The sequence below is a fragment of the Pectobacterium colocasium genome (assembly GCF_020181655.1).
Classification (GTDB): domain Bacteria; phylum Pseudomonadota; class Gammaproteobacteria; order Enterobacterales; family Enterobacteriaceae; genus Pectobacterium; species Pectobacterium colocasium.
In genome coordinates this window covers 3420366-3446119 of sequence record NZ_CP084032.1, presented here as the reverse complement: position 1 = coordinate 3446119, position 25754 = coordinate 3420366, and the positions used below count along the sequence as shown (strand labels likewise).

Here is a 25754-nt window from a genome sequence, read left to right as displayed (position 1 = left end):
ATCGGGTCCGTTCAAAATGGCCTCCGTAGCAGCATAATATCCAATAACAGCATCGCGCGATTGGTGTTATACCTCATTGCAGGGGGCGGCTTCCCAGCGATAGCCTATGCCGTATACCGTGCGGATAAATGAGGTCTCTTCGTCCAACTGCTCTAACTTACGACGCAGGTTTTTGATGTGGCTGTCGATGGTGCGGTCGGTCACGACGCGATAATCGTCGTAGAGCTTATCCAGCAGCGCCTCGCGGGAAAACACCTTCCCCGGCTCGGTAGAAAGCGTCTTGAGCAGGCGAAACTCGGCTGGCGTCAGGTCAAGGTTCTGCCCCAGATAGCTGGCCTGAAAGCCGCTTTTATCAATCAGCAGAGCCGTTTCGGTTTTCTCGATGGCTTTCATACCCTCGTTCTGCCAGCCGCAGCGACGCAGCAGCGTTCTGACGCGCACGACGACTTCGCGTGGGCTGAAGGGCTTACAAATATAGTCATCGGCACCAATTTCCAGCCCCAGCAGGCGATCGATCTCCTCGCTACGGGCGGTGACCATAATAATCGGCACGTTGGAGAACTGGCGGATGGTGCGGCAGAGCGTCAGGCCGTCGCAGCCCGGCAGCATTAAATCCAGCAAAATGAGTGAAGGGGAATGCAGCCGCACCCACTCGACGACATCGTTACCGTCGGACAGCCAGTGCGTGGCGTAGTCCGCTGCCTGAAGATAATCCACCAGCAGTTGCCCCAGCTTGGGCTCATCTTCGACAATCAGAATAGGTGATGCCATAGCGAAATCGGATGCGGTTGTCATAGCTCTGCTTATTTAGGTGTGGATCTTAATCAGATTCGTGCAAGGGAAGCTCAATAGTAATCATCACTCCCCCTAGCGGCGAATGTTCAGCATACAGTCGTCCGCTATGCGCCTCAACGATATTATTACAGATAGCCAACCCCAGCCCGGAGCCGCCGCTGGCGCGGTTGCGCGAACTTTCCGCACGGTAAAAGCGCTCGAAAATCAGCGTGAGTTGCTCGTCGGTCACGCCGGGGGCGCTGTCCTGCCAGATAATAGCCCAGTGTTTATGCTGCTGCATGAGGGTAATGATCAACTGTCCCTGCTCGTCAGTGTAGCGCAGGCTATTTTCCAGCAGATTGTTAAATAACTGGCTTAACCGATCAGGGTCACCAAAGACGCCAGCCTGAGCGGGTAGATCCGTGGTGATCGTAATCTGTTTTTTCTGGAAGCGTTCATGAAACGCGGCGATAGCAATATGCAGAAGTTGCACCACGTCCACCGCCGTTTTGCGGTAGGCCAGCGCCCCGCGATCGGACAGCGTAAGCTGATGCAGGTCATCCACCAGTTTAGTGAGCGTCGTCACCTCAGACTGGAGCGAATGCAGCGAATGCGCGTCAGGCTTGCGTACGCCATCCTGCAAGGCTTCCAGCTCACCGCGCAGCACCGCCAGCGGCGTGCGTAATTCGTGGGAGACATCGGCCATAAACGCACGACGCGACTGCTCGTTTTTTTCCAACGTGCTGGCAAGCTGGTTGAAATCCTGCGCCAGCCTGCCCAGTTCATCGTGTGAGCTTGCCGTCACGCGGGTGCTGAAATCTCCTGAGGCCAAACTGTGCATGCCGTTGACCAGCCGTTTGACGGGCGCGAGCAGGCCACGCGCGGTCAGCCAGGTGGCGATGATCGCGAGCAGTGTCGAGAGCGCGACAATCAGCCAACTGGTGCGCTGCTGCTGTTGATCGAAACTGATATCGGCGTTGCGGGTCAGGCGTTCAACGGGCGAGGCAACAATCCAGCCGACCGTCTGGTTTTGCACCTGAATCGGCTGCCAGGTGCCTTCGTTCGGTATCGGTGCCGGAGAGCCGAACAGCTTGCGCTTGCCGGTATCGAGCACCCACAGGCGCACGCGTAGCCCCTGCATATTGTTGTCGGTGTCGTTGTTCTGATCCAACGAGTGCAGCATTTTGAACACCAGCCGGTCATTGTTGCGCAGGAATGACCAGTCGCCGTGCTGCTGATATTGTTCCGCCAGCGCATCGCGCAATTGCGTGACCCGCTGTTCGTTGCCGCGCTTAATGTAGTCGATAAAGCCGCGTTCGAAGCTGACGCGCACACCCCAATGCATGGTAATCAGTACCAGCATGCAGGTGGCGAAAATCGCGAGAAACAGTTTGGCGGTGATTCCGAATTTCATAACGACCTCACGATTTACTCGGCAGCACGGACTGCTTGACGCTGTCCGGTGGAACGCGGTTAAAAATTAGCACTGGCAGGGCGATGATCACGATCATGCTCAGGTAGGTGTAAATAAACACCATGTGGGTTTCTCCGCTCCCCGCCGCCATATGCGGTTGGGAAAACATGCCCAGCAGAATGCCTGCGATGCTGACGCCGAGACTGGTGGACAGCTGCATCGTCATCGACAGCAGGCTATTGCCGCCGCTGGCCAACGTATCCGGCAGATCTTTCAGCGTCAGTGTATTCATGGTGGAAAAACGAATGGCGTTCACCATGCCAAGGAAGAACAAGACAATCGGGATCATCCAGATCCATTGCATCAGCGCGACCAGCGCGAACAGTGCCGTGACCAGTGCCAGCAGCAGCGTGGAGACAATCAGTACGTGTCGGTAACCGAGCCGATTAACGACCTGTACCACGATCCGCTTCATGCCCATACTGCCTAATACCATCGGCACCATCATCAGCCCGGCGTGGAAGGGAGAAAACCCCATTCCCAACTGCAAAAATAGCGGCGTCATAAACGGTAGCATACCGCTGCCGATGCGCGCCAATAGCCCGCCAGTCAGGCCGATAGAGAAGGTGTGGGTATCGAATAGATGCAGATTAAACAGCGCGCGTTTGTTGTGGCGAGCGTGCAGCCAATAGCTTAACAGGGCGATCAGTCCGATAGCGATTAACGCGAAAATGGCAATCGGTGGAATGCCCAGACTGCGGTTGCCGTCCAGCGCCAGTGTTAAGGTGGCCATGCCAACCGCAAGCCAGAGGAAGCCGCTGATGTCAAAGCGCTGCGTTCGCATAGTGTAATTGGGCATCAGGAACCAGGTTGCCAGCGCGCCGATAATGCCGACGGGCAGGTTGATAAGGAAAATCCAGTGCCAGCTGGCATATTCCACCAGAAAGCCGCCGAGCGCGGGCCCCATCAATGGGCCAATCTGGCCGGGTAGCGTTACGAATGTCATTGCCGCCATATACTGATCGCGCGGGACGATCTTCATCACCGTCAGCCGTCCTACCGGCACCATCATTGCGCCGCCGACGCCCTGAATAACGCGTGAGGCCAGCAGTTCATTCAGCGTTTCCGAACGGGCGCACAGCAGTGAGCCGAGCGTAAACAGCAAAATCGCGGTGAAAAAGATGTTCTTCACACCGATGCGATCCGCCAGCCAGCCGCTGGCAGGCAGCATCACCGCGACCGTCAGCACATAGGAAACAATCACCGAATGCATATGCAGCGGGCTTTCATTCAGACTCGCGGCCATTGAAGGCAGCGCGGTATTCACGATGGTGGTATCCAGCGTCTGCATAAAAAAGCCAAAGGCAACAATCCAGAGTTGCCAGCGGACGGAAGCTGGTTGGGTCATCTTTCATGACCTTCTTGATTGTTGAATACATTGGGCATAGTCGGTGGTGTCCTCACATTGTGAATATTTTTATCTCGGCGAGGTTTCGTGCGCTCAAGCATCACCGTTTTTCTAGTAGCGTTCCGAACGCGCCCGACCAAGGGCGGCTCAATTGCCGTCGCCCTTGGAACCCTGGCTTTTGGCGGGAAATTATGCCGCTATGCGGTGCCTTCGGGAAAAGCATCCTCTTTGCGGACCGCCGCTGACGCGTTCCCTACGCGGCATCGGCTTGCGCGGCATCCATGCCGCTTATCCGAGAGTATGCTTTTCCCTCAGCATAATTTACGCCAAGGTGGGAGTACGTTGCGAGTTAAGCGCACGAAACCTCCCCAGAAATAGCATGTTATTAGATCGTTATCGTTGTTCATGTTCAGTCATGATAGTGACACATCTTGTCGCTCCGCTCATCCGAGAGAGCATCTTCTCCTCAGCATAATTTACGCCAAGGTGGGAGTACGTTGCGAGTTAAGCGCACGAAACCTCCCCTGAAATAACATATTGATTATTATCACGACAGTGACAAATCCTTCTCCGGGGCTTTGCGCCGAATATGCCTCAGTTTGTCGAAAAACAGATACACCACCGGTGTGGTATACAGCGTGAGGATTTGGCTCATCACTAGCCCGCCGACAATCGTGATGCCGAGCGGCTGTCGCAGTTCTGCACCGTCGCCGCTGGTCAGCACCAGCGGCAGAGCCCCAAACAGCGCGGCTAATGTGGTCATCATAATCGGGCGGAAACGCAGCAGACAGGCCTGGAAAATCGCATCCTGTGCGCTCAGCTTGCCGCTGCGCTGTGCCACCAGCGCAAAATCTACCATCATGATTGCGTTCTTCTTCACGATCCCAATCAGCAACATGATACCAATCAGTGCCACCAGACTAAACGGTGCGCCAAACCACTCCAGCGCCAGCAGCGCCCCCACGCCCGCCGAGGGCAGGGTCGACAGAATCGTCAGCGGGTGCACATAGCTCTCATACAGCACGCCCAGCACGATATACACGGTGATAATCGCCGCCAGAATCAGCAACAGTTGGGAAGACTGCGACTGCTGGAACGCCTGTGCGGTACCGGAGAACTGACCGCGCACTGCTGACGGCACGCCCAGCGACGTCATGGTTCTTTCTATCGCTGCCGTGGCGCTCGACAGATCGGTGCCTTCCGGCAGGTTGAAAGAAATTGTTGATGCGGCAGACAACCCCTGATGGTTCACCGATAGCGGTGCATTGATCGGCTTCCAACTGGCGAAATAAGAGAGCGGGATAGGCTTACCTTCGTTATTGATCACGAACATCTTGTTCAGTGAACTGACATCCTGCGTGTAGGCGTCGTCCACTTCCATCACCACCTTGTATTGGTTTAACGGCTGGTAAATGGTCGAAATCTGGCGCTGTCCGAAGGCGTTATTGAGCAGCGCGTTAGCGGCAGAAACGCTGATGCCGAGCTGCGCCATCGCATCGCGATCGTAAGTGAGCGCCATTTCCGCGCCCTTATCCTGCTGATCGGAGTTCACGTCGGCCAGCTCAGGGAGTTTGCTGAAAGCAGCACGAATCTTGGGTTCCCAGGTGCGCAGCTCGCTTAGATCGTCAGACAGCAGCGTGTACTGATACCCAGCGTTCGCTTCCCGCCCGCCGATACGAATATCCTGCACCGGCATTAAAAACAGGTTGGCACCGGGTTCTTTTGCCAGCTTGACGCGCAGGCGGCTGATCACCTGCTGTGCCGATACATCACGTTCGGACAGCGGCTTAAGTGAGATAAACATCGAGCCACTGTTAGTGCGCGATCCGCCAGTAAACCCGTTCACGTTATCCACCGCCGGATCGCTGCTGACAATGGTCATGAAGTTCTGGAGTTTCACCGTCATGGCCTGAAAAGAAATGCTCTGGTCGGCCTGAATGAAGCCCATCAATCGGCCCGTATCTTGTTCCGGGAAGAAGGTCTTCGGGATGCTGATATACAGCCAGACGTTGAGCGCAATGGTGCCCAGCAGGAGCAGCAACACCCAACGTGCATGGTTGAGCACCCACTTTAGCGATTGCCCGTAGCCTTGCTGCATGGCGAGCAAGACACGATTAAAGCCACGGGTGCGCGGCTGGCTACGCTTGGGAACAGCACGCAGCAGGCGGGCGCACAGCATCGGCGTCAGCGTCAGCGAGATCAGCAGCGAAATCATGATCGCCACCGACAGCGTGACGGCGAATTCGCGGAATAACCGCCCCGGCAAGCCATCCATCAGCAGGAGCGGGATGAACACCGCCACCAGCGACAGACTCATTGATAAGACGGTAAACCCCACTTCGCGCACGCCCTGAAGCGATGCTTGTACCGGCTTCATGCCAGCTTCGATGTGGCGGGAAATATTCTCCAGCACCACGATGGCGTCATCCACCACGAAACCGGTGGCAATAGTAAGCGCCATTAGCGACAGGTTGTTCAGACTAAAACCGCACAGGTACATGGCCGCGAAGGTGCCGATAAGCGATACCGGTACGGCCAACGCCGGAATGGCGGTCGCACGGCCGGAACGCAGGAACAGGAAGACGACCAGAATCACCAGCGCGACGGCAATCACCAGCGATCGTTCCACTTCCGCCAGTGAGGCGCGGATGGTGGGAGAACGGTCCTGTGCAACATCAAGCTGTATTTCGGCAGGCAGGCTAGCGCGCAGTTCCGGCATCGCGGCGCGGATATTGTCTACCGTGGTGATAATGTTGGCATCCGGCGCGCGGCGAATCATCACCAGAATTGCAGGCTTCGAGTTCGCCATCCCTGCGTTACGTGAGTTCTGGACTGAATCTTCTACCGTGGCGACGTCGCTCAGGCGGACGGCGGCCCCGTTGTTGTAGTGGATAATCAGCGGCGCGTAGGCATCGGCGGTTTTTAGCTCATCGTTGGTTTTTATCTGCCAGCTTTTCTGGCTGTTTTCCACGTTCCCCAGCGGCTGGCGCACGTTCGCCTGCGCGATGGCCTGCCGTACCTCATCGAGGGAAATACCCTGATTAAACAGCGCCACTGGATTCAGCGCGACGCGCACGGCGGGCAGTGAACTCCCGCCGATGGAGACATCGCCAACGCCTTCCATCTGCGAAATTTTCTGCGACAGCTGGGTAGAGGCAAAGTCGTACAGCTGTCCCTGACTGTAGGTGTCCGAGGTCAGCGTCAGGATCATGACGGGTGCGTCGGACGGGTTGACCTTGCGGTAGGTCGGGCGGCTGGACATTCCGGACGGCAGAAGGTTCTGTGCCGCGTTGATGGCCGCCTGCACATCGCGCGCTGCGCCGTTGATATCCCTGTCGAGGTTAAACACCAGAATGACGCGCGTGCTGCCGAGCGAACTGGTAGAGGTCATTTCGCTGACGCCCGCGATCCGGCCGAGTGCCCGTTCCAACGGCGTCGCGACCGCAGAGGCCATGGTTTCCGGCGAGGCACCGGGCAGCGAGGCGCTGACCGAGATCACCGGGAAATCCACCTGCGGCAGCGGCGACACCGGCAACAGGCGGAAACCCAATACGCCACAGAGCGCGATGGCCAGCGTCAGCAGCAGGGTGGCGACGGGGCGGTGGATGAACAGGGCGAAGAACTTCACTCGGTTTCTTCCTCCTGACGCGGCGTCCGGCGGAAACGCGTCGCCAGACGGTCAAACAGCAGGTAGATCACCGGTGTGGTAAACAGCGTCAGGACTTGGCTCATGATCAGGCCGCCGACCATACAGATCCCCAGCGGCTGGCGCAGTTCCGCGCCGACGCCGGTGCTCAGCATCAGCGGCAGCGCACTCAGCAGCGCCGCCATAGTGGTCATCAAAATCGGCCGGAAACGCAGCAGACAGGCCTGATAAATCGCGTCATACGGTTTCATGCCCTGTTCTCGCTCTGCCGCCAGCGCGAAGTCGATCATCATGATGGCGTTCTTCTTCACGATCCCGATGAGCAAAATGATCCCGATAATGGCGATCACATCCAGCTCATTCCCCGCCATCATGAGCGCCAGCAGTGCGCCGACGCCCGCCGTTGGCAGCGTAGACAAGATGGTGATCGGGTGAATAAAGCTCTCGTACAGCACGCCAAGCACAATGTACATCGCGACAATCGCTGCCACGATCAGCCACACGGTGCTGCTCAGCGCTGACTGGAACGCCAGCGTACTTCCCTGAAAACGAGTGGTGATATCCGCAGGCAGGTTCATCTGCTGTTCGGTCTGGGTAATGGCATCCACCGCTGCCCCCAGCGCATAGCCGCTGGCGACGTTGAAGGAGATCGTCGTCGATGGGAACTGGTCGATATGGTTGATCGCCAGCGGCCCCTGACGCTCTTCAATCGTGGCAATACTGCTGAGCGGGATCGTACCGCCGTCGCTGCTGATCAGCCGCACATCGTTCAGCGCGTCCAGACCCGTGTTGTTGGTCGTATCGTGTTCCAGCACCACGCGGTACTGACTGGCCTGCGTATAGATGGTAGAGACCAGACGCTGGCCAAAAGCGTTGTACAGCGCGCTATCGACCTGCGACATCGTGATGCCCAGACGGCTAGCGCTGTCGCGATTTACGTTGACGTAGGCAACGGCGGCGCCGTCTTGCCAGTCGCTGCTGACATCCTCTAGCTGCGGCAGCGTTTTCAACTCGGTCATCAGCTTTGGCACCCACTCGCTCAGCTCGTCCAGCGACATAGCTTGTAACGTAAACTGGTACTGCGTGCGGCTAATCTGGGTGTCGATGGTGAGATCCTGCACCGGTTGCAAATACAGCTGAATACCGGGAATTTGTGCCGTTTGCTGTTGCAAGCGGCTGATGATCTCTGGAATACGTTCGCTGCGTTCACTGAGCGGTTTCAGGTTGATTTGCAGTCGGCCGCTGTTCAGCGCGGCATTGGTGCCGTCAACGCCGATGAACGAGGACACGCTTTCCACCGTCGGATCTTTCATGATGATGGAGGCGACGCGCTGCTGGCGGTCGGCCATATTGCTGAAGGAGACCGTCTGTGGAGCCTGCACGGTACCCTGAATGATGCCGTTATCCTGTATCGGGAAGAAGCCTTTCGGGATCCAGATATAGAGCAGAACCGTTAGCAGCAGCGTACCGAGTGCGACGCTGAGCGTCAGCCACGGATGATTCAGCACCTTGCGCAGCCAGACGCCGTAGGCATCAATCAGGCGAGTGAAGAAACGTTCGCTGGCGCGGGTAAAGCGGTTCTGTTTACGCAGCGACTGATGGCTCAGCATTCGAGCGCACATCATGGGCGTCAGCGTGAGCGACACGACGGCGGAAATCAGGATGGATACCGCCAGCGTGACGGCGAATTCGCGGAACAGGCGTCCGACGATATCGCCCATAAACAGCAGCGGGATCAGCACCGCGATGAGCGAGAAGGTCAGAGAGATAATGGTGAAGCCGATTTCCCCCGCGCCTTTCAGCGCCGCGTTAAGCGGCTTTTCCCCTTTTTCGATATAGCGGGCGATGTTTTCAATCACCACGATGGCATCATCCACCACGAAACCGGTGGCAATGGTCAGCGCCATCAGCGTCAGGTTGTTGATGGAGAAACCGAGAAAATACATCGCGGCAAAGGTGCCAATCAGCGACAGCGGCACGGCAATGCTGGGGATCAGCGTGGCGACGGCGTTACGCAAGAACAGGTAAATCACCATCACGACCAGCGCGATAGCCAGCAGCAGCTCGAACTGGACGTCTTTCACTGAGGCGCGAATGCTGGTGGTGCGGTCAGTCAGCGTGGTGACTTCGACAGAGTTTGGCAGGCTGGCTTTTAACGCGGGCAGCATCTTGCTAATGCTGTCCGTGGTCGTGATGACGTTGGCACCCGGCTGACGCTGAACGTTGATAATGATCGCCTGCTGCCGATTCGCCCAAGCTCCAAGATGAATATTCTCGGCGGCCTGCTCGATGGTAGCGACATCCTGAAGCCGCACTGGCGCGCCATTCTTCCACGCGACAATCAGCTTGCGGTAATCATCAACGGTTTTCATCTGATCGTTGGCGGAGAGCGTGACCGAGCGCGTTGGGCCGTCCAGACTCCCCTTGGCCGAATTCACGTTGGCGGCGGTAATCGCGGTGCGGATTGTTTCGCTGGTCAAGCCGTATGCCGCCAGCGCGGGGGCGTTCAGCCTGACCCGCACAGCCGGACGCTGCCCACCTGCTAACGACACCAGACCGACGCCCGCCACCTGCGAGATTTTCTGCGCGATGCGGTTGTCCACCATGTCCTGCACCTGCGTCATCGACATGGCGCTGGAGGTGACGGCCAGCGTCATAATCGGCGGATCGGCCGGATTCACTTTGCTGTAGGTCGGCGGGTAGGGCAGGTCGTTAGGCAGCAGGTTGCTGGCCGCATTGATGGCGGCCTGCACATCCTGTTCGGCGACGTCCAGCGACAGTTCAAGCTGGAATTGAAGCGTGATGACGGATGCGCCGCCGGCGCTTTGCGTCGACATCTGTTTTAGCCCGGACATCTGGCCGAACTGGCGCTCCAACGGCGCGGTAATCGCAGACGTCACCACATCGGGGCTGGCACCGGGATACAGGGTAATGACCTGAATCGTTGGGTAATCGACTTCGGGCAACGCGGATACCGGCAGCGCCCGATAGCCGATAATACCGGCCAGCAGAATGGCGATCATCAGCAGCGTCGTGGCGACCGGGCGCAGAATGAACAGGCGTGACGGCCCGCCGCCGCTGGCTGGAACGGTATCCTGCATCAGGATTTCTCCCCGGTGATGGCAGGCGTTTTCTCCGTCAGCGTTGAGGGCACGACTTCCACTTTCGCCCCTTCGGTCAGGCGGTCGATACCGTCAGTGACAACTTTCACATCGGCGTCTAATCCGGCCGTCACCACAACCAACTGGCCGTACTGAATACTGGTGGTAACCTGACGCTTACTGACTTCGTTTTTATCATTCAGAATCCAGACGAAACGGCCTTCATTCCCCATTTGCACGGCGGCGGAAGGGGCGACGACGGCGTTTTTCAGCGTATCGACCTTCATGCGGATATTCACGAACTGGTTCGGGAACAGAGCATCGTCCAGATTGTCAAAACGCGCCTTGAGTTTGATCGTGCCCGTGGTGGCGTCGATTTGGTTGTCCATGCTCAGCAGGATGCCCTGCGAGAGTTTCGTTTGATTGGCGCGATCCCAGGCTTCTACCACGGGCGGCTGGCCTGATTTCTGCGCGCTCAGAATGGTGGAAATTTCCGCTTCCGGTACGGTAAAGACGACATCAATCGGGTAGGTCTGTGTGATCACGACAAGGCCATTGGTGTCGCTGCTGGTGATATAATTCCCGACATCGACCTGCTTTAAGCCGATCCGACCGCTGATAGGCGCAGTGATCTTGCTGTAATCCAACTGGAGCTGTGCGCTGGCGACGGCACCTTCATCGGCTTTTAGCGTGCCTTCCGCCTGACGAACGGCGGCGGTCTGGGCATCCAGCTCCTGACGGGAGATCAGATTGGTTTTCACCAGTTGCTGGTAGCGTGCCAAATCCTGTTGAGCATTAGCCAGCACGGCCCGATCTTTTGCCAACTGCCCTTGTGCTTGCGTCAGTTCAACCTGAAAAGGACGAGGATCGATTTCTGCCAGCAGGTCACCAGCCTTAACCTGTTGCCCTTCCTGAAAGTGGAGCGCCATCAGTTGACCGTTCACCCTGCTGCGCAGCGTCACGGTGCTGGCCGCTGTCACGGTGCCTAAGCCGGACAGATAATAGGGCACGGAAGCGGATTGCGTCATCGCCGCCTGCACTGGGGCCAGCGTGCGCATAGCGGCGCGGCGTCCACCGCCACTGGTACTATTTCCCGAATGTGATGTACGGGCGGCATGCTGTTCACCTGCACCAGAAGCGGCAGGCGACGTCTGGGTAAAATGGCGCCAGATCAGCACGGCAATAGCGATAACGGCGGCAAGTACCAGCAGGCCTCGGATACGTTTGGCATTCATAGTGATGGATTACTCTCTCCAGGTTGCGCGGGAAGCACGGTGTACCCGTCATACTTCAAGCTGCACGTGCGTGCGTTGTCACTTTAGCAAGCAGGTTATGGGACCATGGCCTTATTTTACTAGTTTAAACAGGAGATGCCGGACAAAAATGAAGGAAATATGGAAGATATGTCAGGGTTTGTAGGGAAAAAAAACCGGCAGCGCGAGGCTGCCGGATAGAGATAAAAATTCTATAACACGATGAAGGGTTACAGCACCAGACCGGCGATAGCGGCGGAAAGGATGCTCACCAGCGTGGAACCGTAAACCAGTTTCAGACCGAAACGGGAAACCACGTTGCCCTGTTGCTCGTTCAGGCCTTTAATCGCGCCAGCAATAATCCCGATGGACGAGAAGTTGGCGAAGGAGACCAGGAACACGGACAGAATGCCCACGCTGCGTGGAGACAGTTCGCCTGCCACTTTTTGCAGTTCCAGCATCGCAACAAACTCGTTAGAAACCAGTTTGGTCGCCATGATGCTACCCACCTGCAGGGCTTCATTAGAGGGGATACCCATGATCCAGGCAAACGGGTAGAACGCGTATCCGAGGACTTCCTGGAAGCTGATGCCAAAAATGGCACTGAAAATCGCGTTGACCGCGGCAATCAGTGCGATGAAACCGATCAGCATGGCTGCCACGATAACGGCGACTTTAAAGCCCGCCAGAATGTATTCGCCCAGCATTTCAAAGAAGCTCTGATTTTCATGCAGATTACCCAACTGCAATTCCGGCTCTTCACCGACTTTGTAGGGGTTAATCAGCGACAGCACGATGAAGGTACTGAACATGTTCAGAATCAGCGCAGCAACGACGAATTTGGCATCCAGCATAGACATGTACGCCCCGACGATAGACATCGACACGGTCGACATGGCAGTTGCGGACATGGTGTACATGCGCTTTTCAGACATCTTGCCCAGAATATCTTTATAGGCAATGAAGTTTTCGGACTGGCCGAGAATCAGTGAACTGACGGCGTTAAAGGATTCCAGTTTACCCATGCCGTTCACTTTGGACAGGAGCGTACCAATGGCGCGGATGATGATCGGCAGCACTCTAATGTGTTGCAGGATACCGATCAGCGCGGAAATGAAGACGATAGGGCAGAGCACTTTGAAGAAGAAGGAAATCAGGTTCTTCTCACTATTCACCATGTCACCGAATACGAAGTCCGTCCCCTGGCCTGCAAATCCGAGTAATTTGTCGAATACCGCTGCGAATCCTTTGACGACACCTAACCCAATGTTTGAGTACAGGAAGAAGTAAGCAAGCAGAATTTCGATGACGAGTAGCTGAATAATAAAACGAATACGAATGCTTTTACGATCGCGGCAGACAAGCAGCGCCAGCGCCGTAACAACAACCAGCGCCAGAATAAATTGCGCGATATGGGACAGGGACATGTGTGCTCCAAATATGAGGCAGGCCAAATTTTCCACGTCATTTTATGTAACGCGTGCATTAAAAATGAGAGGAAGAACGCAAAAAAACAATTATACCTTGGGATTTTATCTAAACTAAATGCTACGTCTCGTTATTCGCACTTTTCTGGTCATTCATTATTCTTATCCCAAACGGAAAGTGGCATTGCCCTGCTTTAGGTTGCAGGTTGGCGAGTATTTTTATGATGTTTTCTGCATGATTCAAAAGGAGAGTGATTATGTCAGTATCAAATACCACACGTGAGCTTGGACGTTCTGGGATCGTGGTTCCACCTTTCTCGTTCGGCGGTAATGTCTTTGGCTGGACGGTTGACCAGCCGACATCATTCAGTCTGCTGGATGCGTTGCTGGCGCATCGGCTGAATTTTATTGATACCGCCGATGTTTATTCGCGCTGGGCACCCGGTAATCAGGGGGGGGAATCTGAAACGATCATCGGTAACTGGCTGAAAAAAAGCGGCCAGCGTGACAAGGTCATTATCGCGACCAAGGTGGGGATGGACTTGGGGGACGGCAAGAAAGGGCTGTCTCCTCGCTATATTCGTCAGGCGGTCGAGGCTTCATTACAGCGTTTGCAAACGGACTATATCGATCTCTATCAGGCACACACGGACGACAAAGATACGCCACTGGAAGAAACGCTGGCCACGTTTGATGCGCTGATTAAAGAGGGAAAAGTGCGCGCGATTGGCGCGTCTAACTACAGCGCGACACGTCTGGCTGAGGCGCTGAAAATTAGTAAAGCCAACCATCTGGCACGTTATGAAACGCTGCAACCGGAATACAACTTGTACGATCGACAAGGCTATGAAGCCGCGCTGGAACCGCTGGTGCGCGAACAAGGGATCGGGGTCATTAACTATTATTCGCTGGCGAGTGGGTTCTTGTCTGGCAAGTATCGTCAGCCGAAGGATGCCTCGAAAAGTGCGCGCGGACAGGGCGTGGTAGAGAAATACCTCAACGAGCGCGGCCGCACCATTTTGGAGGCATTGGATAGCGTGGCGAATGCACACCAGACGACGCCGTCGCAGGTGGCGCTGGCCTGGTTGATTGCACGTCCGAGTATTACCGCCCCGATCGCCAGCGCGACATCGCTGGAGCAGGTAGCTGAACTGGCGAGCGCCACGCGACTGGTGCTGCCGGCAGAAGATATTGAGTTGCTGAATCGCGCGAGTCGTTATTAGGAAGCGGCTTTCTTCGTCACATTTTATGCAGGCTTGGAAATGGTTTCGTGCGCCACAAATGTCGTGACTTATGATGACCTTGTTGTTATCCGGCGTAAAAAATTATGCATCGGTAGGCTTGACCGCCGAGTGAGCGGCATGGACGCCGCGAAAGCCAGTGCCGCGTCTGGAACGCGTCACTGGCGGCTCGATTAGCGGGCATGAATACCGATGGGACCGCGTAGCGGCATAATTTCCGCCAAAAGCCTAGGGGTCACGGGGCGAGTGGCGTTTGAGCCGCCCCGTGTCGGGCGCGTGCTAGGAGGTAGCATGAAAATGACGGTATTATCGCGCACGAAACTGCCCCAATAGTGGCATAGAAACAGCGACCAAGCAGGTTTAAAACCGCTACCGCGCTTCTGCGCCATCATCCTCAAACCAGGCGGCCAGTTCGCGGCGCAGGTTATCCGACTGTGTGCCGAAAATAGCCTGTACCTGATGACCGACGATGATCACGCCGATAGCGCCCAGTTTTTGCAGACTGTCGCTGTTAACCAGCCGCAGGCTGTGAACCTCGACGCGCAGGCGGGTGATGCAGGCATCCAGACTGACGATATTTTCTTTGCCGCCAAAGGCGGTTACCAACTGCTGCAAGTTTTCTTTGTCTAGCGGTGAAGCGATTTCAATCTCGGTAATTTGCTTACCCAACATTGACGCGAACAATTTCCGAAAATTGTGAATCTTGCCCATCGTAGTCACCTCTTCGTTTGTTTATCAGCGTGCGTATGATAATGCGGTTCACGTAACATTACTGTTAGGCGACACACGGTGATGAGGTTTCGTCGGAATACCTATCACCGTGACCGCCCGTGCTTAACCGGCAAGCAGGCGTATTTTTACTGCAACGCGCGGCGTAGGATCCGACAGCCGTAGCCTGACAGGTCGATAGACCCTGAAAGCGTGCTACCGGTGGTCATTTCTTCGTAGGTGGCAGGCAGCGTGACCTGCTGCGGCGTTGCCGTGTAGTTCTGTACGAAGATAAATTCACTTTCCCCGTCATCGCGACGATGGGCGACAATCCCGTAAGGCAGATCGGTCGGCAGCGCACGCGGTAAATCCAGCGCCTGTATCAGCGTGGTGAAGAAATCCCGCTGGAAGGCGAGGTCGTTGCGTGAGGCGATGTAATAGGCCTTACCCTCGCCGTAATCATTGACTGTAACGGCGGGACGCCCGGCATAGAAATCGCTGTCATAGGTCGCCAGCGCTCGCGCACCCTCAAGGTGAATCAGCTCGCACAGGTGCGTGACCTGATACGGACCGACCAGACGCTGCTCGTTACCGCTCAGGCCGCTGATGCTGTTGCTTTCATGATCGTACAGCCCGTCAATTTCTTCCGCCCAAATGCCCATGATAGGACGAAGCGGCCCAGGGAAACCGTTCAGATGGCACAGATCGGTTTCGTTGACGACGCCAGACCAGTAGGTGGTAACGAAGCGGCCGCCCTGTTTGACGAATGCATCGACGCGTTCGGCAAAGCCATCGCGTACCATGTAGAGCATCGGTGCAATCACAAGCTGATAGCCGCTGAGATCGACATCGGCGTTGATGATATCCACCGCCACGCCCTGTTCCCAGAACGTACGATAATGCTCGGTGACGGTTTTTTCATAGAACAACCCCGCGTTACGCGGCCCTTGAGCGTTGTCCATCGCCCAGCGGCTTTCCCAGTCGAAAATGATGGCGACTTTGGCGTCAACCCGGCTGCCTGCCACCGGTGCGAGTTTGTTGAGTATGTCACCCAATTCCTGTACTTCACGCCCGACGCGGGTGTCGATATGTCCGACATGATCGACGACGGCACCGTGGAATTTCTCAACGGAACCGCGGCTCTTACGCCACTGGAAATACTGTACGGAGTCTGACCCGTGCGCGACAGCCTGAAGCGAAGACAGGATGTGCATTCCCGGCTTTTTCAGTTTGCTGATCGGCTGCCAGTTGGTCAGGCTCGGCGTTGACTCCATCAGGTAGAAAGGCTTCCCGCCTTTCAGCGTACGCATCAGGTCGTGATACATCGCGGTATAGGCACCCAGCGTGCAATCATCTTCCGCGTTATGCCACAGCGGATAGCTGTCCCAGGAGATGAAGTCGATTACCTTCGCCAACTGCCAGTAGTCGTAATCATAGAAGTATTCCATGAAGTTCGTCGTGGTTGGCAGAGACGGATTTTCGGCCTTGAGCGGGGCAATTTCTGCGGCACAGAAATCGCTGACCTGTGAGGTGTTAAAGCGTTTCCAGTCCAGATTCAGGCCGTGAATGGAGACTTCACCAATGGGCGACGGCGGTTCTAGCTGTGACCAATCGGTGTAGGTATGGCTCCAGAAGCTGCTCCACCACGCTTTATTCAGCGCGTCTATCGTGCCGTAGCGGGCTTTTAGCCAGTTCTGGAAGGTACTGCGGCAGGTATCACAGTGGCATTCGCCGCCGTATTCGTTGGAAATATGCCAGCCGATCACCGCAGGATGATGTGAATAACGTTTTGCCAGCTGGGTGTTGATTTGTTTCACTTTTTCGCGATAGTTCGGCGAGCTCAGGCAGTGATTGTGGCGACCGCCGTGCAGTGCCCGTACGCGGTTGCTACCTACGCGCAGCACGTCGGGGTATTTCTGCGACAGCCAGGCAGGGCGCGCCCCGCTGGGCGTGGCCAGAAAAACGAAAATACCGTTGGCATACAGCGTGTCGAGGATGCTGTCCAGCCAGCCAAATTCGTAGCGACCTTCTTCCGGTTCAAGCCCGGACCAGCTGAAAATCCCCACGGACATGACGTTGCACTGGGTCTGCTTCATCATTTCAATGTCTTTTTCCAGCACTTCCGGGTTATCCAGCCATTGGTCAGGGTTATAGTCAGCACCGTGTAGCAGAACAGGGACTTTGCTGCTTAGCGGGGGGAATTTGAACATCGTTCTCTCCTAAACGGGTTGTCAACGTGTTGAATTCGGTTTACGGCTTAAACGCTTTGATGGAAGGCAGGACGTTGCCTTTGCAGTCGAACAGCGCCTGATTTTCTCGCGCGTTGCCTTCTTTCCATTCGTCGTTGTTGTATTTCATACCGGCTTTCGTCGCCCAGGTTGCGCCGGGAGTCGGCAGCCAGATCGGCTCCCAATAGAAGATGCCTTTGCCGCGTTGATTGGGGACGTTGATGATGCTTTGCATCAGATCGTGCAGGTAGTTGGCCTGACCCTGTACGGAAGCCGGATAGCCACCCGCATCCTGCTCTTTTTGCTGGAAGCTGTTCTCCGCGTTATCGCAGTTTTCCAGCGTATAGGCGTAGGCGGCTTCCACCACGATGATGTCTTTATTGTAGCGTTTGGTGACGTCGTTCATGTTGTACTGCAACGCGCTGATAGGGCCGTTCCAGTAGGTGTAGAACGAGGCACCGATGACATCGAATGGCACATTGCGTTTGACGATTTCATCGAACCACCAGATAAAGGTGTCGTTTTTGGTGCCTTCTGCCAGATGCAGCATGATCTTAACGTTATTCGCGCCCTGTACGTCCTTAACGCCCTGAATACCGGCTTTCAGCAGTGCCGCGAGACGATCGAATTCGCCACCGCCCTGACCCCAGCTTTTTCCTTCCGGCCACAGCATCCCGCCGTTTAGTTCGTTACCGATCTGCACCATATCCGGCATGACGCCTGCTTTCTGGAATTCGCTAATGGTGGCTTTGGTGTAGTCATGTACGGCCGTTGTGAGCTGCGTTATGTTCAGGCCAGACCAGGCTTTAGGCTTGTTTTGGTGAGCCGGATCGGTCCAGAAATCGCTGTAGTGGAAATCCAGCAGCACTTTCATACCGTTCGCTTTGGCGCGCTTAGCCAGCGCCAGCGTGGTCGCCAGATCGTTGTTACCGCCGCCGTAGGCGTTGCCCGCCGCATCTTTCGGATCGTTCCAGATACGCAGTCGGATGTAGTTAATCCCGTTCTCTTTCAGAATCAGCATGGCGTCTTTCTGTTTGCCGTGCTCGTCATAAAATTTTCCGCCGTGCTTTTCCACCTCGTTCAGCATGGAAATATCCGCGCCCTTAATGAAGTCGGCAGGGACGTTCGTCAATTTATTGATTGTCACATTCTCAGCAGCATACAGGGCTTGCGGCAGGGAGAAGGTCAGCAGGCCCGTTGCGAGCATGGCAGCCATCAGTACGCGTTTTTTCATTTTCATTTTACGTTCCTGGAGTTGTACAGATGTTGAATAATTACCCTTTGGTCCCGCCTGAGGTCAGGCCGGAGACAAAGTACTTTTGCAAGGAAAGATAAAGAATGGCGACCGGCACCGCGATCAGCACGGCTCCCGCGGCGTAGGTGGTGTAGCTCGCCCCCATTTTCTGTGCGACCAGGTTGTACAGCCCGATGGGGAGCGTGTACTGATCCGGCGTACGCAGAATGGTGCTGGAGAGAATGAAGTCGCCCAGCGGACCGGTAAATGAGAACAGGGCAATCACCGCGATGATCGGCTTGGACAGCGGCATAATGATCTCAATAAAGATGCGGAAGTTGCCTGCGCCGTCCATCCGTGCGGACTCATCCAGATCTTTCGGAATGGCATCCAGATAGCCTTTCATCAGATAGGTATTCATCGGGATCATCCCGCCGACGTAAACCAGTACCAGCGCAATATGACTGTTCACCAGCCCTAACATCTGCGCCAGCACGAAGATGGCAATCAGTGCCGAGAACTGCGGGATCATCTGCAATAGCAGAAACAGCATCAGCCCGTTCTGGCGACCGCGAAAGCGGAAACGGGAGAAGGAATACGCGGTGAAACTGACGCTGACGAGCGTCAGAATCATGGTCAGGAAACTGATTTTCATCGAGTTCCAGTACCAGGCGGCGTAGTCAATCTGGCCGTTAAACAGCTCCTCATAGTGAATGAAGGAGAAGTTATCCGGGATGATTGACGTATTGAGCAGGCTGCTGCCGGGATTCAACGACGCGCCTACCGTCCAGATCAGTGGATAGATAATGATGATGGCGACTATCGTCAGCAGCAGGTAGGTCAGGCCGAGTTTGATAAAATTCTGGCGTTTAACGCTGTGTTTTTTCATCTGCGCGCTTTCCTATGCCATGTTGTCTTGTTTGAAGGAATTGGTGGCGCGGAACTGCCACAGCGCGATTCCCACGACAAAGATCGACAGCAGAATGGTGATGCTGGCTGCGATCGCATATTGGGAAGAAGACATGGTCAGCTTATAAATCCAGGACACCAGAATATCCGTTCCGCCAGCGTTGGAACCGATTACTGCCGGTCCACCGTTGTTGAACAGATAGATGATGTTGAAATTATTAAAGTTGAACGTGTACTGCGTGATGATGATCGGCGCAATGGAGTAGAGCACCAGCGGAAGCGTGATGGTGGTCAGCTTGTACCAACTGCTGGCGCCGTCAATCGTCGCGGCCTCGTACAAGTCGTCAGGAATCGCCTGCAAGACGCCGGTGGTCATGGCGAACACAAACGGGAAACCTAACCACGTTTGCATCAAAATCAGTGCGGTCTTGGTCCAGAACGGATCGGTCATCCACGCCTTGGGTTCAATCCCCAGCGCAGCCAGAATGCCGTTATTAATTACGCCAAAGGTTTCGTTAAACATCCCCGCGAAGACCAGAATGGTGACGAAACCCGGTACTGCCCACGGCAGGATCAGGATGGTGCGGATGAGTGGTTTGAAACGCAGGCCTTTTTGGTTCACCAGAATCGCCAATAGGATGCCCACGGCGCACTGAAGCGTGGTCGCAATCAGCGTCCAAATAACCGTCCATTGCAGCACGTCAAAGAACGTCGATCGCCAGAGATCGAGCCGGAAGATGTTGATAAAGTTCTTCATCCCGACCCAGTCGACCAGCTTGGCGGGTGGCGTGTGGTAGAGGTCGTAATTGGTAAAGGCGATGGAAAAACCGAAAATAATCGGGAAAACCACGACAAATACCAGCAGGATGAAGCCGGGCGTGATCATCAGATAAGGGAAGCCTTCGCTCAGCAGCATCTGATATTGCTTCTTCACGCTGTTCAACGGCAGACCTTTATCGCGTCGGGTGCCGCACACATAGGCATCGCGCAGGCTGCAATAGTAAACACCGACGCCAAAAGCAGCGACGATCAGGCTGATAATGCCTTTTGCCAGCAGAAAAATAGAGTGATCGCGCGGTAGCTCGGTGCCCAGCGTAATCAGCCCCCACGCGCCGTTTCGCAGGAAATCATGGAATATGCTGATGAAGCAGACCATGACGATAAAGAAAAACGCGCCTTTGACGATCTGACGGTTATAAATCTGCCCAAGGCCGGGGACGAGCGCCAATAATACCGCTGTTCTGGCATGGCGACGTCCTCTCTCTTGTGGCGCAAGGCCGCTGGCGTTGACGGTCACATCTACCTCCATTTTCTTAAAAACATGGGTATCCCCACACCCCGAAATTTATTGGGGGAAAAGGAGGAAACCCATGTTGACCCACGGTGGAGCAGGGGATTACTGGTTACTGTGGTTAGCTTCGATCTGCATTTTTATGACTTTCACGGCGGATTCCAGCGCCGCTTTGGTGTCCTGCTTGCTGGTCACGCTCAGTTGCAGCGCGCTGTTCGCTGGCGTCCAGACTTCCTGCATTTCCGGTACGCTCGGCATAGGAACGGCATAGCCAGACTGGATCGCGACAGCACGGGATTTTTCGTCATCCTTAATCAGCGGATCGTCAATCAGCGCGGCGATCGGTGGGATTTCACCAGTTAACTGGAAGCGAACTTTGGCGTATTCAGGCTGATTGATGAACTCAATGAATTTCTGCGCTAACGCTTTGTTTTTGGAGTAGGTAGAAATGCTGTAGCCTTTCACGCCCAGCAGCGAACGTGGATGCTCACCGTTTGGCAGCAGCGGCAGTGGCGCCACGCCATAGTTTACGCCGGCGTTCTTGTACGGCTGGAACGCCCACGGGCCGGTAATGACGGCGGCGGCCTTTTTCTCGGTAAACAGAGAATCGATGGCGTTAGCGCCGGTTTCACCGACGATGCCTGGTGGGAACAGGCCATCGGCATAGAATTTCTTGATGTAGTTCACCGCATCGATGGTGGCTGGCTTATCCAGACCGATATCTTTTACATTCGGTGAACCGTTGCTGTTCTGTCCGAAAATGTAGCCGCCCATTCCGGCGATGACGCCATAGGCGTAATAAATTTCGTCAAATTTTGCCAGCAGGCCGTAGCGGCCTTCCGCTCGTTGCTGTTTGGAGAAGGTGAACAGGTCGTCGAATTTTTCCGGCGGCTGCGGCATCAGGTCTTTGTTGTACACCAGCACGGTGGTTTCAACGGCTTTCGGCACGCCGTACAGCTTCCCGTTATAGGTCTGGGCTTCCAGAGCCGGTTTGGTGAAGCTCGACAGGAACGTCTGATCCAGTTTCAGTTCGCTAATCAACCCCTGAACGACGGCGGTGCCCACCTGATCGTGCGGCATGACAATCACATCCGGGCCGATACCCGCCGGGCCGTCCAGACGGAGTTTCTCAATCTGCTGAGCATAAGGCGTTTCCAGCACAGTGATTTTGACATTATTCTGTTTTTCAAAGGCTTTGATCGCATCGGCGATGCCGTCGGATTTCTTGATATCTTCCCATACCAGAAGCGTTTTATCGGCTGCCAGCGCTGATTTGCTGAGTACGCCAGTGATACCCAGTGAAATCATAATGACGGTGGTCAGTGTTTTCATTTTCATCATTAATCCTCAAAGCCCTGGTGGGCCCATCATGGTCGGAAATCGTCGCGTACTCTGTTCTCTTTTGCCCTTTTTGCGGCCTCTGTGCGGTGTTGGTGTAACGTTACACCGCACGGCACGACAAAGCAGGAAATGAAGCATCTGACGGTACGTGTTTTCTGGTCATCGTCTCTGTATGGCGGCTGGCGCTTTATTGCGCGTTTGCCACAATGTAGGGTAACGGTTACACCAGTTGCGATTACATTAAGCAGAGTGCGCCACGTCTGCCAGCGAAACATGTAAAGGCTGTGATCTCATGCACAAAAGTAACCCCCTGTTTGTGCAAACGGTTACACCATGCTGTTATATTGAGATTATGACCAGCGTACAGGCCAGCCTGACCAGATGTTGACGCGTCTGGAAGGGCTGTCGAGCCATTTTGAGTGGGTGAGCATCAGGCTATCTCGACTCAACGCTTATATACTGAAAAGTAAAATTATCAAGAGGTTACCGTTATGGCGTCTATCCAGTTGGATAAAGTGAGTAAGCATTTTGGCAAAACGATTACGCTTCACGATGTGAATCTGACGATTGCAGATGGTGAGTTCGCTGTTTTTGTCGGGCCCTCTGGCTGTGGTAAGTCGACGTTGCTGAGAATGATTGCCGGGCTGGAAGATGTCACGGGCGGTGAAATCATGATTGATGATGCGGTGGTCAATGATGTCGCCCCCGCTCACCGTGGCGTTGCGATGGTGTTTCAATCTTATGCGCTGTATCCGCACATGACCGTCGCTGAGAATATGGGCTATGGCCTGCGCGTGAATGGCGTACCGAAAGACCAGATTAAGCACCAGATCGAGATGGTGGCGAAGACACTGCAACTGTCTCATCTGCTTGAGCGCAAGCCGAAAGAGCTGTCCGGCGGCCAGCGCCAACGTGTGGCGATCGGGCGCGCCATCGTGCGTAATCCGAAAGTGTTCCTGTTTGATGAACCGCTGTCGAACCTGGATGCTGAGCTGCGTGTGGATATGCGGTTACATATTGCCAAGCTGCATCAGGAATTGAAAACGACGATGATCTACGTGACGCACGATCAGGTCGAGGCCATGACGCTGGCGGATAAAATCGTGGTCATGAATTACGGCAAAGTTGAGCAGGTTGGATCGCCGATGGCGCTTTATTATCATCCGGTTAATCAGTTTGTAGCGGGTTTTATCGGTTCGCCGAAAATGAACTTCCTGCCTGCGCAGGTGATCGACTGGACGCCGGAATGCCTGACGGTGAATATTGCCGAACAGCTACAGCTTGAACTGCCGGTTCGTACTGGCGAATTGCGCGTTGGCAGCACGGTAACGCTGGGGCTGCGGCCGGAACATGTGTCACCGGAAGGCGAGGGCATTCGCTTGTCATTCGGCTGTGAGGTTGTCGAGCGTTTAGGTAACAGTACCTACCTGTTCGGCCAATGCTGCGGGATTGATAACTTCAAACTGCTGCTGGCGGGCGACAGTGCCTTCAAGCCTTATGAGCATATTGAGGTGTTCTTCTCCCCGAATAACTGTCTGGTGTTCAACGCCGATGGTTTGCGTATCAGCGCCTAGTTAAGCAGCGGCATCGCTGAATCTCAGCCCAAATCCCTACTAAACATAAACAGCGCCCTTAGCGGGTGCTGGCTTTGCTTCCGCTGTCTACGGCCTCTTGTAGAAACTGTTTTTCTTTATGCTGATGCGGTGTAAGTGTTTCGGGCGTGTTAGGCATCTTATTTCTCTGTAACATCGTTACACGCCCGACAAGGCGCGCTCAATCGCCGCAGCGCCTTGACCACTGGCTTTTCGGCGTGATTCGCGCCGCTATGCGGTTCCTTCGGTGTTCATGTCCGCTGCTCGGACCGCCTGCGACGTGCTCCCGGCACGGCGCAGGCTTTCGCGGCGTCCATGCCGCTCATCCGACGGCCATGTACACCTCAGCGCGACTTTTTACGCCGATATAAGAAAAACAGCGAGTGCGTAGATATCGGAAACGGAAAAAGGCCTTCTACCGAAGGCCTTTTGGGAAATGCCCGGCGGGAATGATGAGCCCGCCGGGCTGAGGGTTAGAGCCGTATTACCACCAGGCTTCTGCCTGAATACCGAAGTTCACTGCATTGCTGCGATCGTCGTTGAAGCGGTTTTTGTTTTCGTTCCCGCCGTTCAGGTAAGAAACAAAGAAGCGCAGTTCCGGGCGGGTCAGCATCGGAATATCGGCGCTGAAGGCGTGGGCCAGCGTGTATTTTTGGCCGCTATATTTGCTTTCCGTACCGCTCGTCCAGCTATCTTTTTTCTGATAGGCACCCGCTTCCAGATAGGTTTTCTGGTTCTTGGTCCAGGCATATTGGCCGCGACCTACCGCTGACAATAATTCTGTGCTGTCGCGCCAAAGGCTGATTTCATCCGCTTTGCCGTAGGTCAGAACATGGCTAAGAGAAATAGCATCGGTGATCGGCAGGTCACCGGCCTGAATGACGCGGTAGCCTTTGGCGTTGTCGTTGATGCTCCAGACGTCATACCAGCCGCCGCCCTGATCGACCATGTTGTGCGCCAGCCCTTTGTCGGCATATTGCAGCACCAGTTTCTGGCTGGATTTGAGGCCAGAGAAGTAGTGGCTGAGTTCACCCGTGATCATCATCGAGTTTTTAGGATCGAATTTTTGGCCTTCTGCGAGGAAGATATTTTTCTGAGTGTCCGCTTCATTCGGCATCGCGTAGGAGATACCGAACTCTGTCCACGCGCCGTCCCACGGCTTCCAGCCTGCATAGCGTGCATCCAGATAGTTGATATTCAGATCGTCATAGGTGTCTCTTCTGGATGTACATTCCTGACTGTTCTGGCTGTTGCTACAGTCGACGTTCATGTTTTCTGCATCGGCGCGGATCCAGGCAAACGAGAACGCGCCTTCACCGGCTTTGACGTTTTCGATCCCCGCACCTGCACCGGAGATATTCCAATATTTGGTATCAATGATGTGCAAGTCATGGCGCTGGTAGTAACGTTTCCCCGCCCAGACCGTGGCATCCGGCAGTCCAGGTACAAAGCCTTTCGCCTGAAGATTCAACTGGCGTAAACCAAACTCGGCATCGTCATCCTTTGTCGTTTCATTATCGTTCGAGCCATTTGAGAACATGGAAATCATACTGTCGAAGTAAAACGTTTTCCCATTTTCGTTATACAGCTGCTGCCCTAATTGGATTTCGCCGTAGGTGTCATCTTCGTTACCTAATCTTCCCACATAATTTTTATCGGCAGTTTGTTGTTTCCCGTGGTTTGATACACCCACGCCAGAACGGAAGTACCCTGAAAAATCAACAGAATAAGAAGGAGTTGCCAGCATTGCCAAACTCAGCGCAATGGACGTTGTCAGCAGTTTTCTTTTCATAATATACCTTTCGCTTATTCGGGTAAGAATGTGGATGTTCCAAATAACATGACGTGAACGGAGGTAAAACGCTTCCACTCATGGCGAGGGATTATGGGGGAATAAAACGGTGCGTGACATGATTGTTCTCACAAAATACAAAAGAGTTACACCAAAATTTACACTGAATTAACGATGTTACAGGCTACGTTTTGCATATTTGTTAGTCTTATTGTGATGTTATTCGCTAGGTAATGCTGTGTAACTGGTTACAAATTTTGTCTGTATACTTCAAATACAGCATAAAATTTTTTTATAGCAGAGTCGGAAACGTTGCATAAAAAGTGTGGCGCGATGCCGAATAGGAAACGTTTCTGGAAAATAGAGAAAGATATCTGATGAAGGGAAACAGAAAA

At 54.7% G+C, this 25754-nt stretch carries 16 protein-coding genes; 2 read left to right on the top strand and 14 right to left on the bottom strand.

Going from position 1 to position 25754, the window contains the following annotated elements; genetic code table 11:
• Nucleotides 1–66 precede the first annotated feature (66 nt).
• The 7 genes from baeR to LCF41_RS15575 all read right to left on the bottom strand — a co-directional run bounded on the left by baeR (nt 67) and on the right by LCF41_RS15575 (nt 13017).
• Complete coding sequence (gene baeR / locus LCF41_RS15605; protein WP_225085375.1) at nt 67–795, bottom strand: envelope stress response regulator BaeR; 729 nt, start codon at nt 793–795, stop codon at nt 67–69.
• Between the two features lie 25 nt (nt 796–820).
• The gene (gene baeS / locus LCF41_RS15600; protein ID WP_225085374.1) at nt 821–2188 is read right to left on the bottom strand and encodes an envelope stress sensor histidine kinase BaeS; all 1368 of its coding nucleotides are present in this window, start codon (nt 2186–2188) and stop codon (nt 821–823) included.
• A 7-nt stretch (nt 2189–2195) separates the two neighbouring features.
• Nucleotides 2196–3596: an MFS transporter gene (mdtD, locus tag LCF41_RS15595; protein WP_225085373.1), complete on the bottom strand. Its 1401-nt coding sequence runs from the start codon at nt 3594–3596 to the stop codon at nt 2196–2198.
• Between the two features lie 547 nt (nt 3597–4143).
• A complete protein-coding gene (gene mdtC, locus LCF41_RS15590) occupies nt 4144–7224 on the bottom strand; it encodes a multidrug efflux RND transporter permease subunit MdtC (protein ID WP_225085372.1) in 3081 nt (1026 codons plus the stop codon).
• Nucleotides 7221–10343, bottom strand: coding sequence for an MdtB/MuxB family multidrug efflux RND transporter permease subunit (locus LCF41_RS15585; RefSeq protein ID WP_225085371.1), 3123 nt, complete (start codon nt 10341–10343; stop codon nt 7221–7223). Before LCF41_RS15585 ends, mdtC begins: the two co-directional genes overlap by 4 nt.
• Entirely contained in the window at nt 10343–11578 is a 1236-nt protein-coding gene (locus tag LCF41_RS15580; RefSeq protein WP_225085370.1) for an MdtA/MuxA family multidrug efflux RND transporter periplasmic adaptor subunit, read from the bottom strand. Before LCF41_RS15580 ends, LCF41_RS15585 begins: the two co-directional genes overlap by 1 nt.
• Before the next feature lie 248 nt (nt 11579–11826).
• Nucleotides 11827–13017 carry a NupC/NupG family nucleoside CNT transporter gene (locus tag LCF41_RS15575; RefSeq protein ID WP_284144964.1) on the bottom strand — a complete coding sequence of 397 codons (1191 nt, stop codon included), beginning with the start codon at nt 13015–13017 and terminating at the stop codon, nt 11827–11829.
• 263 nt (nt 13018–13280) lie between these two features.
• Between LCF41_RS15575 and LCF41_RS15570 the strand changes: the two genes are divergently transcribed.
• Entirely contained in the window at nt 13281–14246 is a 966-nt protein-coding gene (locus LCF41_RS15570; RefSeq protein WP_225085369.1) for an aldo/keto reductase, read from the top strand.
• Nucleotides 14247–14633: 387 nt separating this feature from the next.
• On the opposite strand, the gene LCF41_RS15565 is transcribed toward LCF41_RS15570, so the two are convergent.
• From LCF41_RS15565 to LCF41_RS15540, 6 genes are all read right to left on the bottom strand, one after another.
• Nucleotides 14634–14975: a glucose PTS transporter subunit EIIB gene (locus LCF41_RS15565; protein WP_010301002.1), complete on the bottom strand. Its 342-nt coding sequence runs from the start codon at nt 14973–14975 to the stop codon at nt 14634–14636.
• Between the two features lie 146 nt (nt 14976–15121).
• Complete coding sequence (locus tag LCF41_RS15560; protein ID WP_225085368.1) at nt 15122–17182, bottom strand: beta-galactosidase; 2061 nt, start codon at nt 17180–17182, stop codon at nt 15122–15124.
• A gap of 40 nt (nt 17183–17222) precedes the next feature.
• Nucleotides 17223–18440 carry a glycoside hydrolase family 53 protein gene (locus LCF41_RS15555; protein WP_431191541.1) on the bottom strand — a complete coding sequence of 406 codons (1218 nt, stop codon included), beginning with the start codon at nt 18438–18440 and terminating at the stop codon, nt 17223–17225.
• A 34-nt stretch (nt 18441–18474) separates the two neighbouring features.
• The gene (locus LCF41_RS15550) at nt 18475–19323 is read right to left on the bottom strand and encodes a sugar ABC transporter permease (RefSeq protein WP_181829074.1); all 849 of its coding nucleotides are present in this window, start codon (nt 19321–19323) and stop codon (nt 18475–18477) included.
• Nucleotides 19324–19335: 12 nt separating this feature from the next.
• A complete protein-coding gene (locus LCF41_RS15545; RefSeq protein ID WP_225085367.1) occupies nt 19336–20652 on the bottom strand; it encodes a carbohydrate ABC transporter permease in 1317 nt (438 codons plus the stop codon).
• Nucleotides 20653–20739: 87 nt separating this feature from the next.
• Nucleotides 20740–21972 carry an extracellular solute-binding protein gene (locus tag LCF41_RS15540; RefSeq protein WP_225088198.1) on the bottom strand — a complete coding sequence of 411 codons (1233 nt, stop codon included), beginning with the start codon at nt 21970–21972 and terminating at the stop codon, nt 20740–20742.
• Between the two features lie 494 nt (nt 21973–22466).
• Here LCF41_RS15540 and LCF41_RS15535 point away from each other — a divergent pair, with 494 nt between their 5' ends.
• Nucleotides 22467–23549, top strand: a complete 1083-nt coding sequence (locus tag LCF41_RS15535; protein WP_225085366.1) for an ABC transporter ATP-binding protein — start codon at nt 22467–22469, stop codon at nt 23547–23549.
• A gap of 502 nt (nt 23550–24051) precedes the next feature.
• Here LCF41_RS15535 and LCF41_RS15530 read toward each other — a convergent pair.
• Nucleotides 24052–25359, bottom strand: coding sequence for a maltoporin (locus tag LCF41_RS15530; protein ID WP_225085365.1), 1308 nt, complete (start codon nt 25357–25359; stop codon nt 24052–24054).
• Between the last annotated feature and the right edge of the window lie 395 nt (nt 25360–25754).

Bases quoted from the DNA above. Each gene is read 5' to 3' on its own strand.
- baeR (WP_225085375.1), bottom strand. From the start codon at position 795: ATGACAACCGCATCCGATTTCGCTATGGCATCACCTATTCTGATTGTC.
- baeS (WP_225085374.1), bottom strand. From the start codon at position 2,188: ATGAAATTCGGAATCACCGCCAAACTGTTTCTCGCGATTTTCGCCACC.
- mdtD (WP_225085373.1), bottom strand. From the start codon at position 3,596: ATGACCCAACCAGCTTCCGTCCGCTGGCAACTCTGGATTGTTGCCTTT.
- LCF41_RS15585 (WP_225085371.1), bottom strand. From the start codon at position 10,343: ATGCAGGATACCGTTCCAGCCAGCGGCGGCGGGCCGTCACGCCTGTTC.
- LCF41_RS15580 (WP_225085370.1), bottom strand. From the start codon at position 11,578: ATGAATGCCAAACGTATCCGAGGCCTGCTGGTACTTGCCGCCGTTATC.
- LCF41_RS15570 (WP_225085369.1), top strand. From the start codon at position 13,281: ATGTCAGTATCAAATACCACACGTGAGCTTGGACGTTCTGGGATCGTG.
- LCF41_RS15565 (WP_010301002.1), bottom strand. From the start codon at position 14,975: ATGGGCAAGATTCACAATTTTCGGAAATTGTTCGCGTCAATGTTGGGT.
- LCF41_RS15560 (WP_225085368.1), bottom strand. From the start codon at position 17,182: ATGTTCAAATTCCCCCCGCTAAGCAGCAAAGTCCCTGTTCTGCTACAC.
- LCF41_RS15555 (WP_431191541.1), bottom strand. From the start codon at position 18,440: ATGAAAATGAAAAAACGCGTACTGATGGCTGCCATGCTCGCAACGGGC.
- LCF41_RS15550 (WP_181829074.1), bottom strand. From the start codon at position 19,323: ATGAAAAAACACAGCGTTAAACGCCAGAATTTTATCAAACTCGGCCTG.
- LCF41_RS15545 (WP_225085367.1), bottom strand. From the start codon at position 20,652: ATGGAGGTAGATGTGACCGTCAACGCCAGCGGCCTTGCGCCACAAGAG.
- LCF41_RS15540 (WP_225088198.1), bottom strand. From the start codon at position 21,972: ATGAAAATGAAAACACTGACCACCGTCATTATGATTTCACTGGGTATC.
- LCF41_RS15535 (WP_225085366.1), top strand. From the start codon at position 22,467: ATGGCGTCTATCCAGTTGGATAAAGTGAGTAAGCATTTTGGCAAAACG.
- LCF41_RS15530 (WP_225085365.1), bottom strand. From the start codon at position 25,359: ATGAAAAGAAAACTGCTGACAACGTCCATTGCGCTGAGTTTGGCAATG.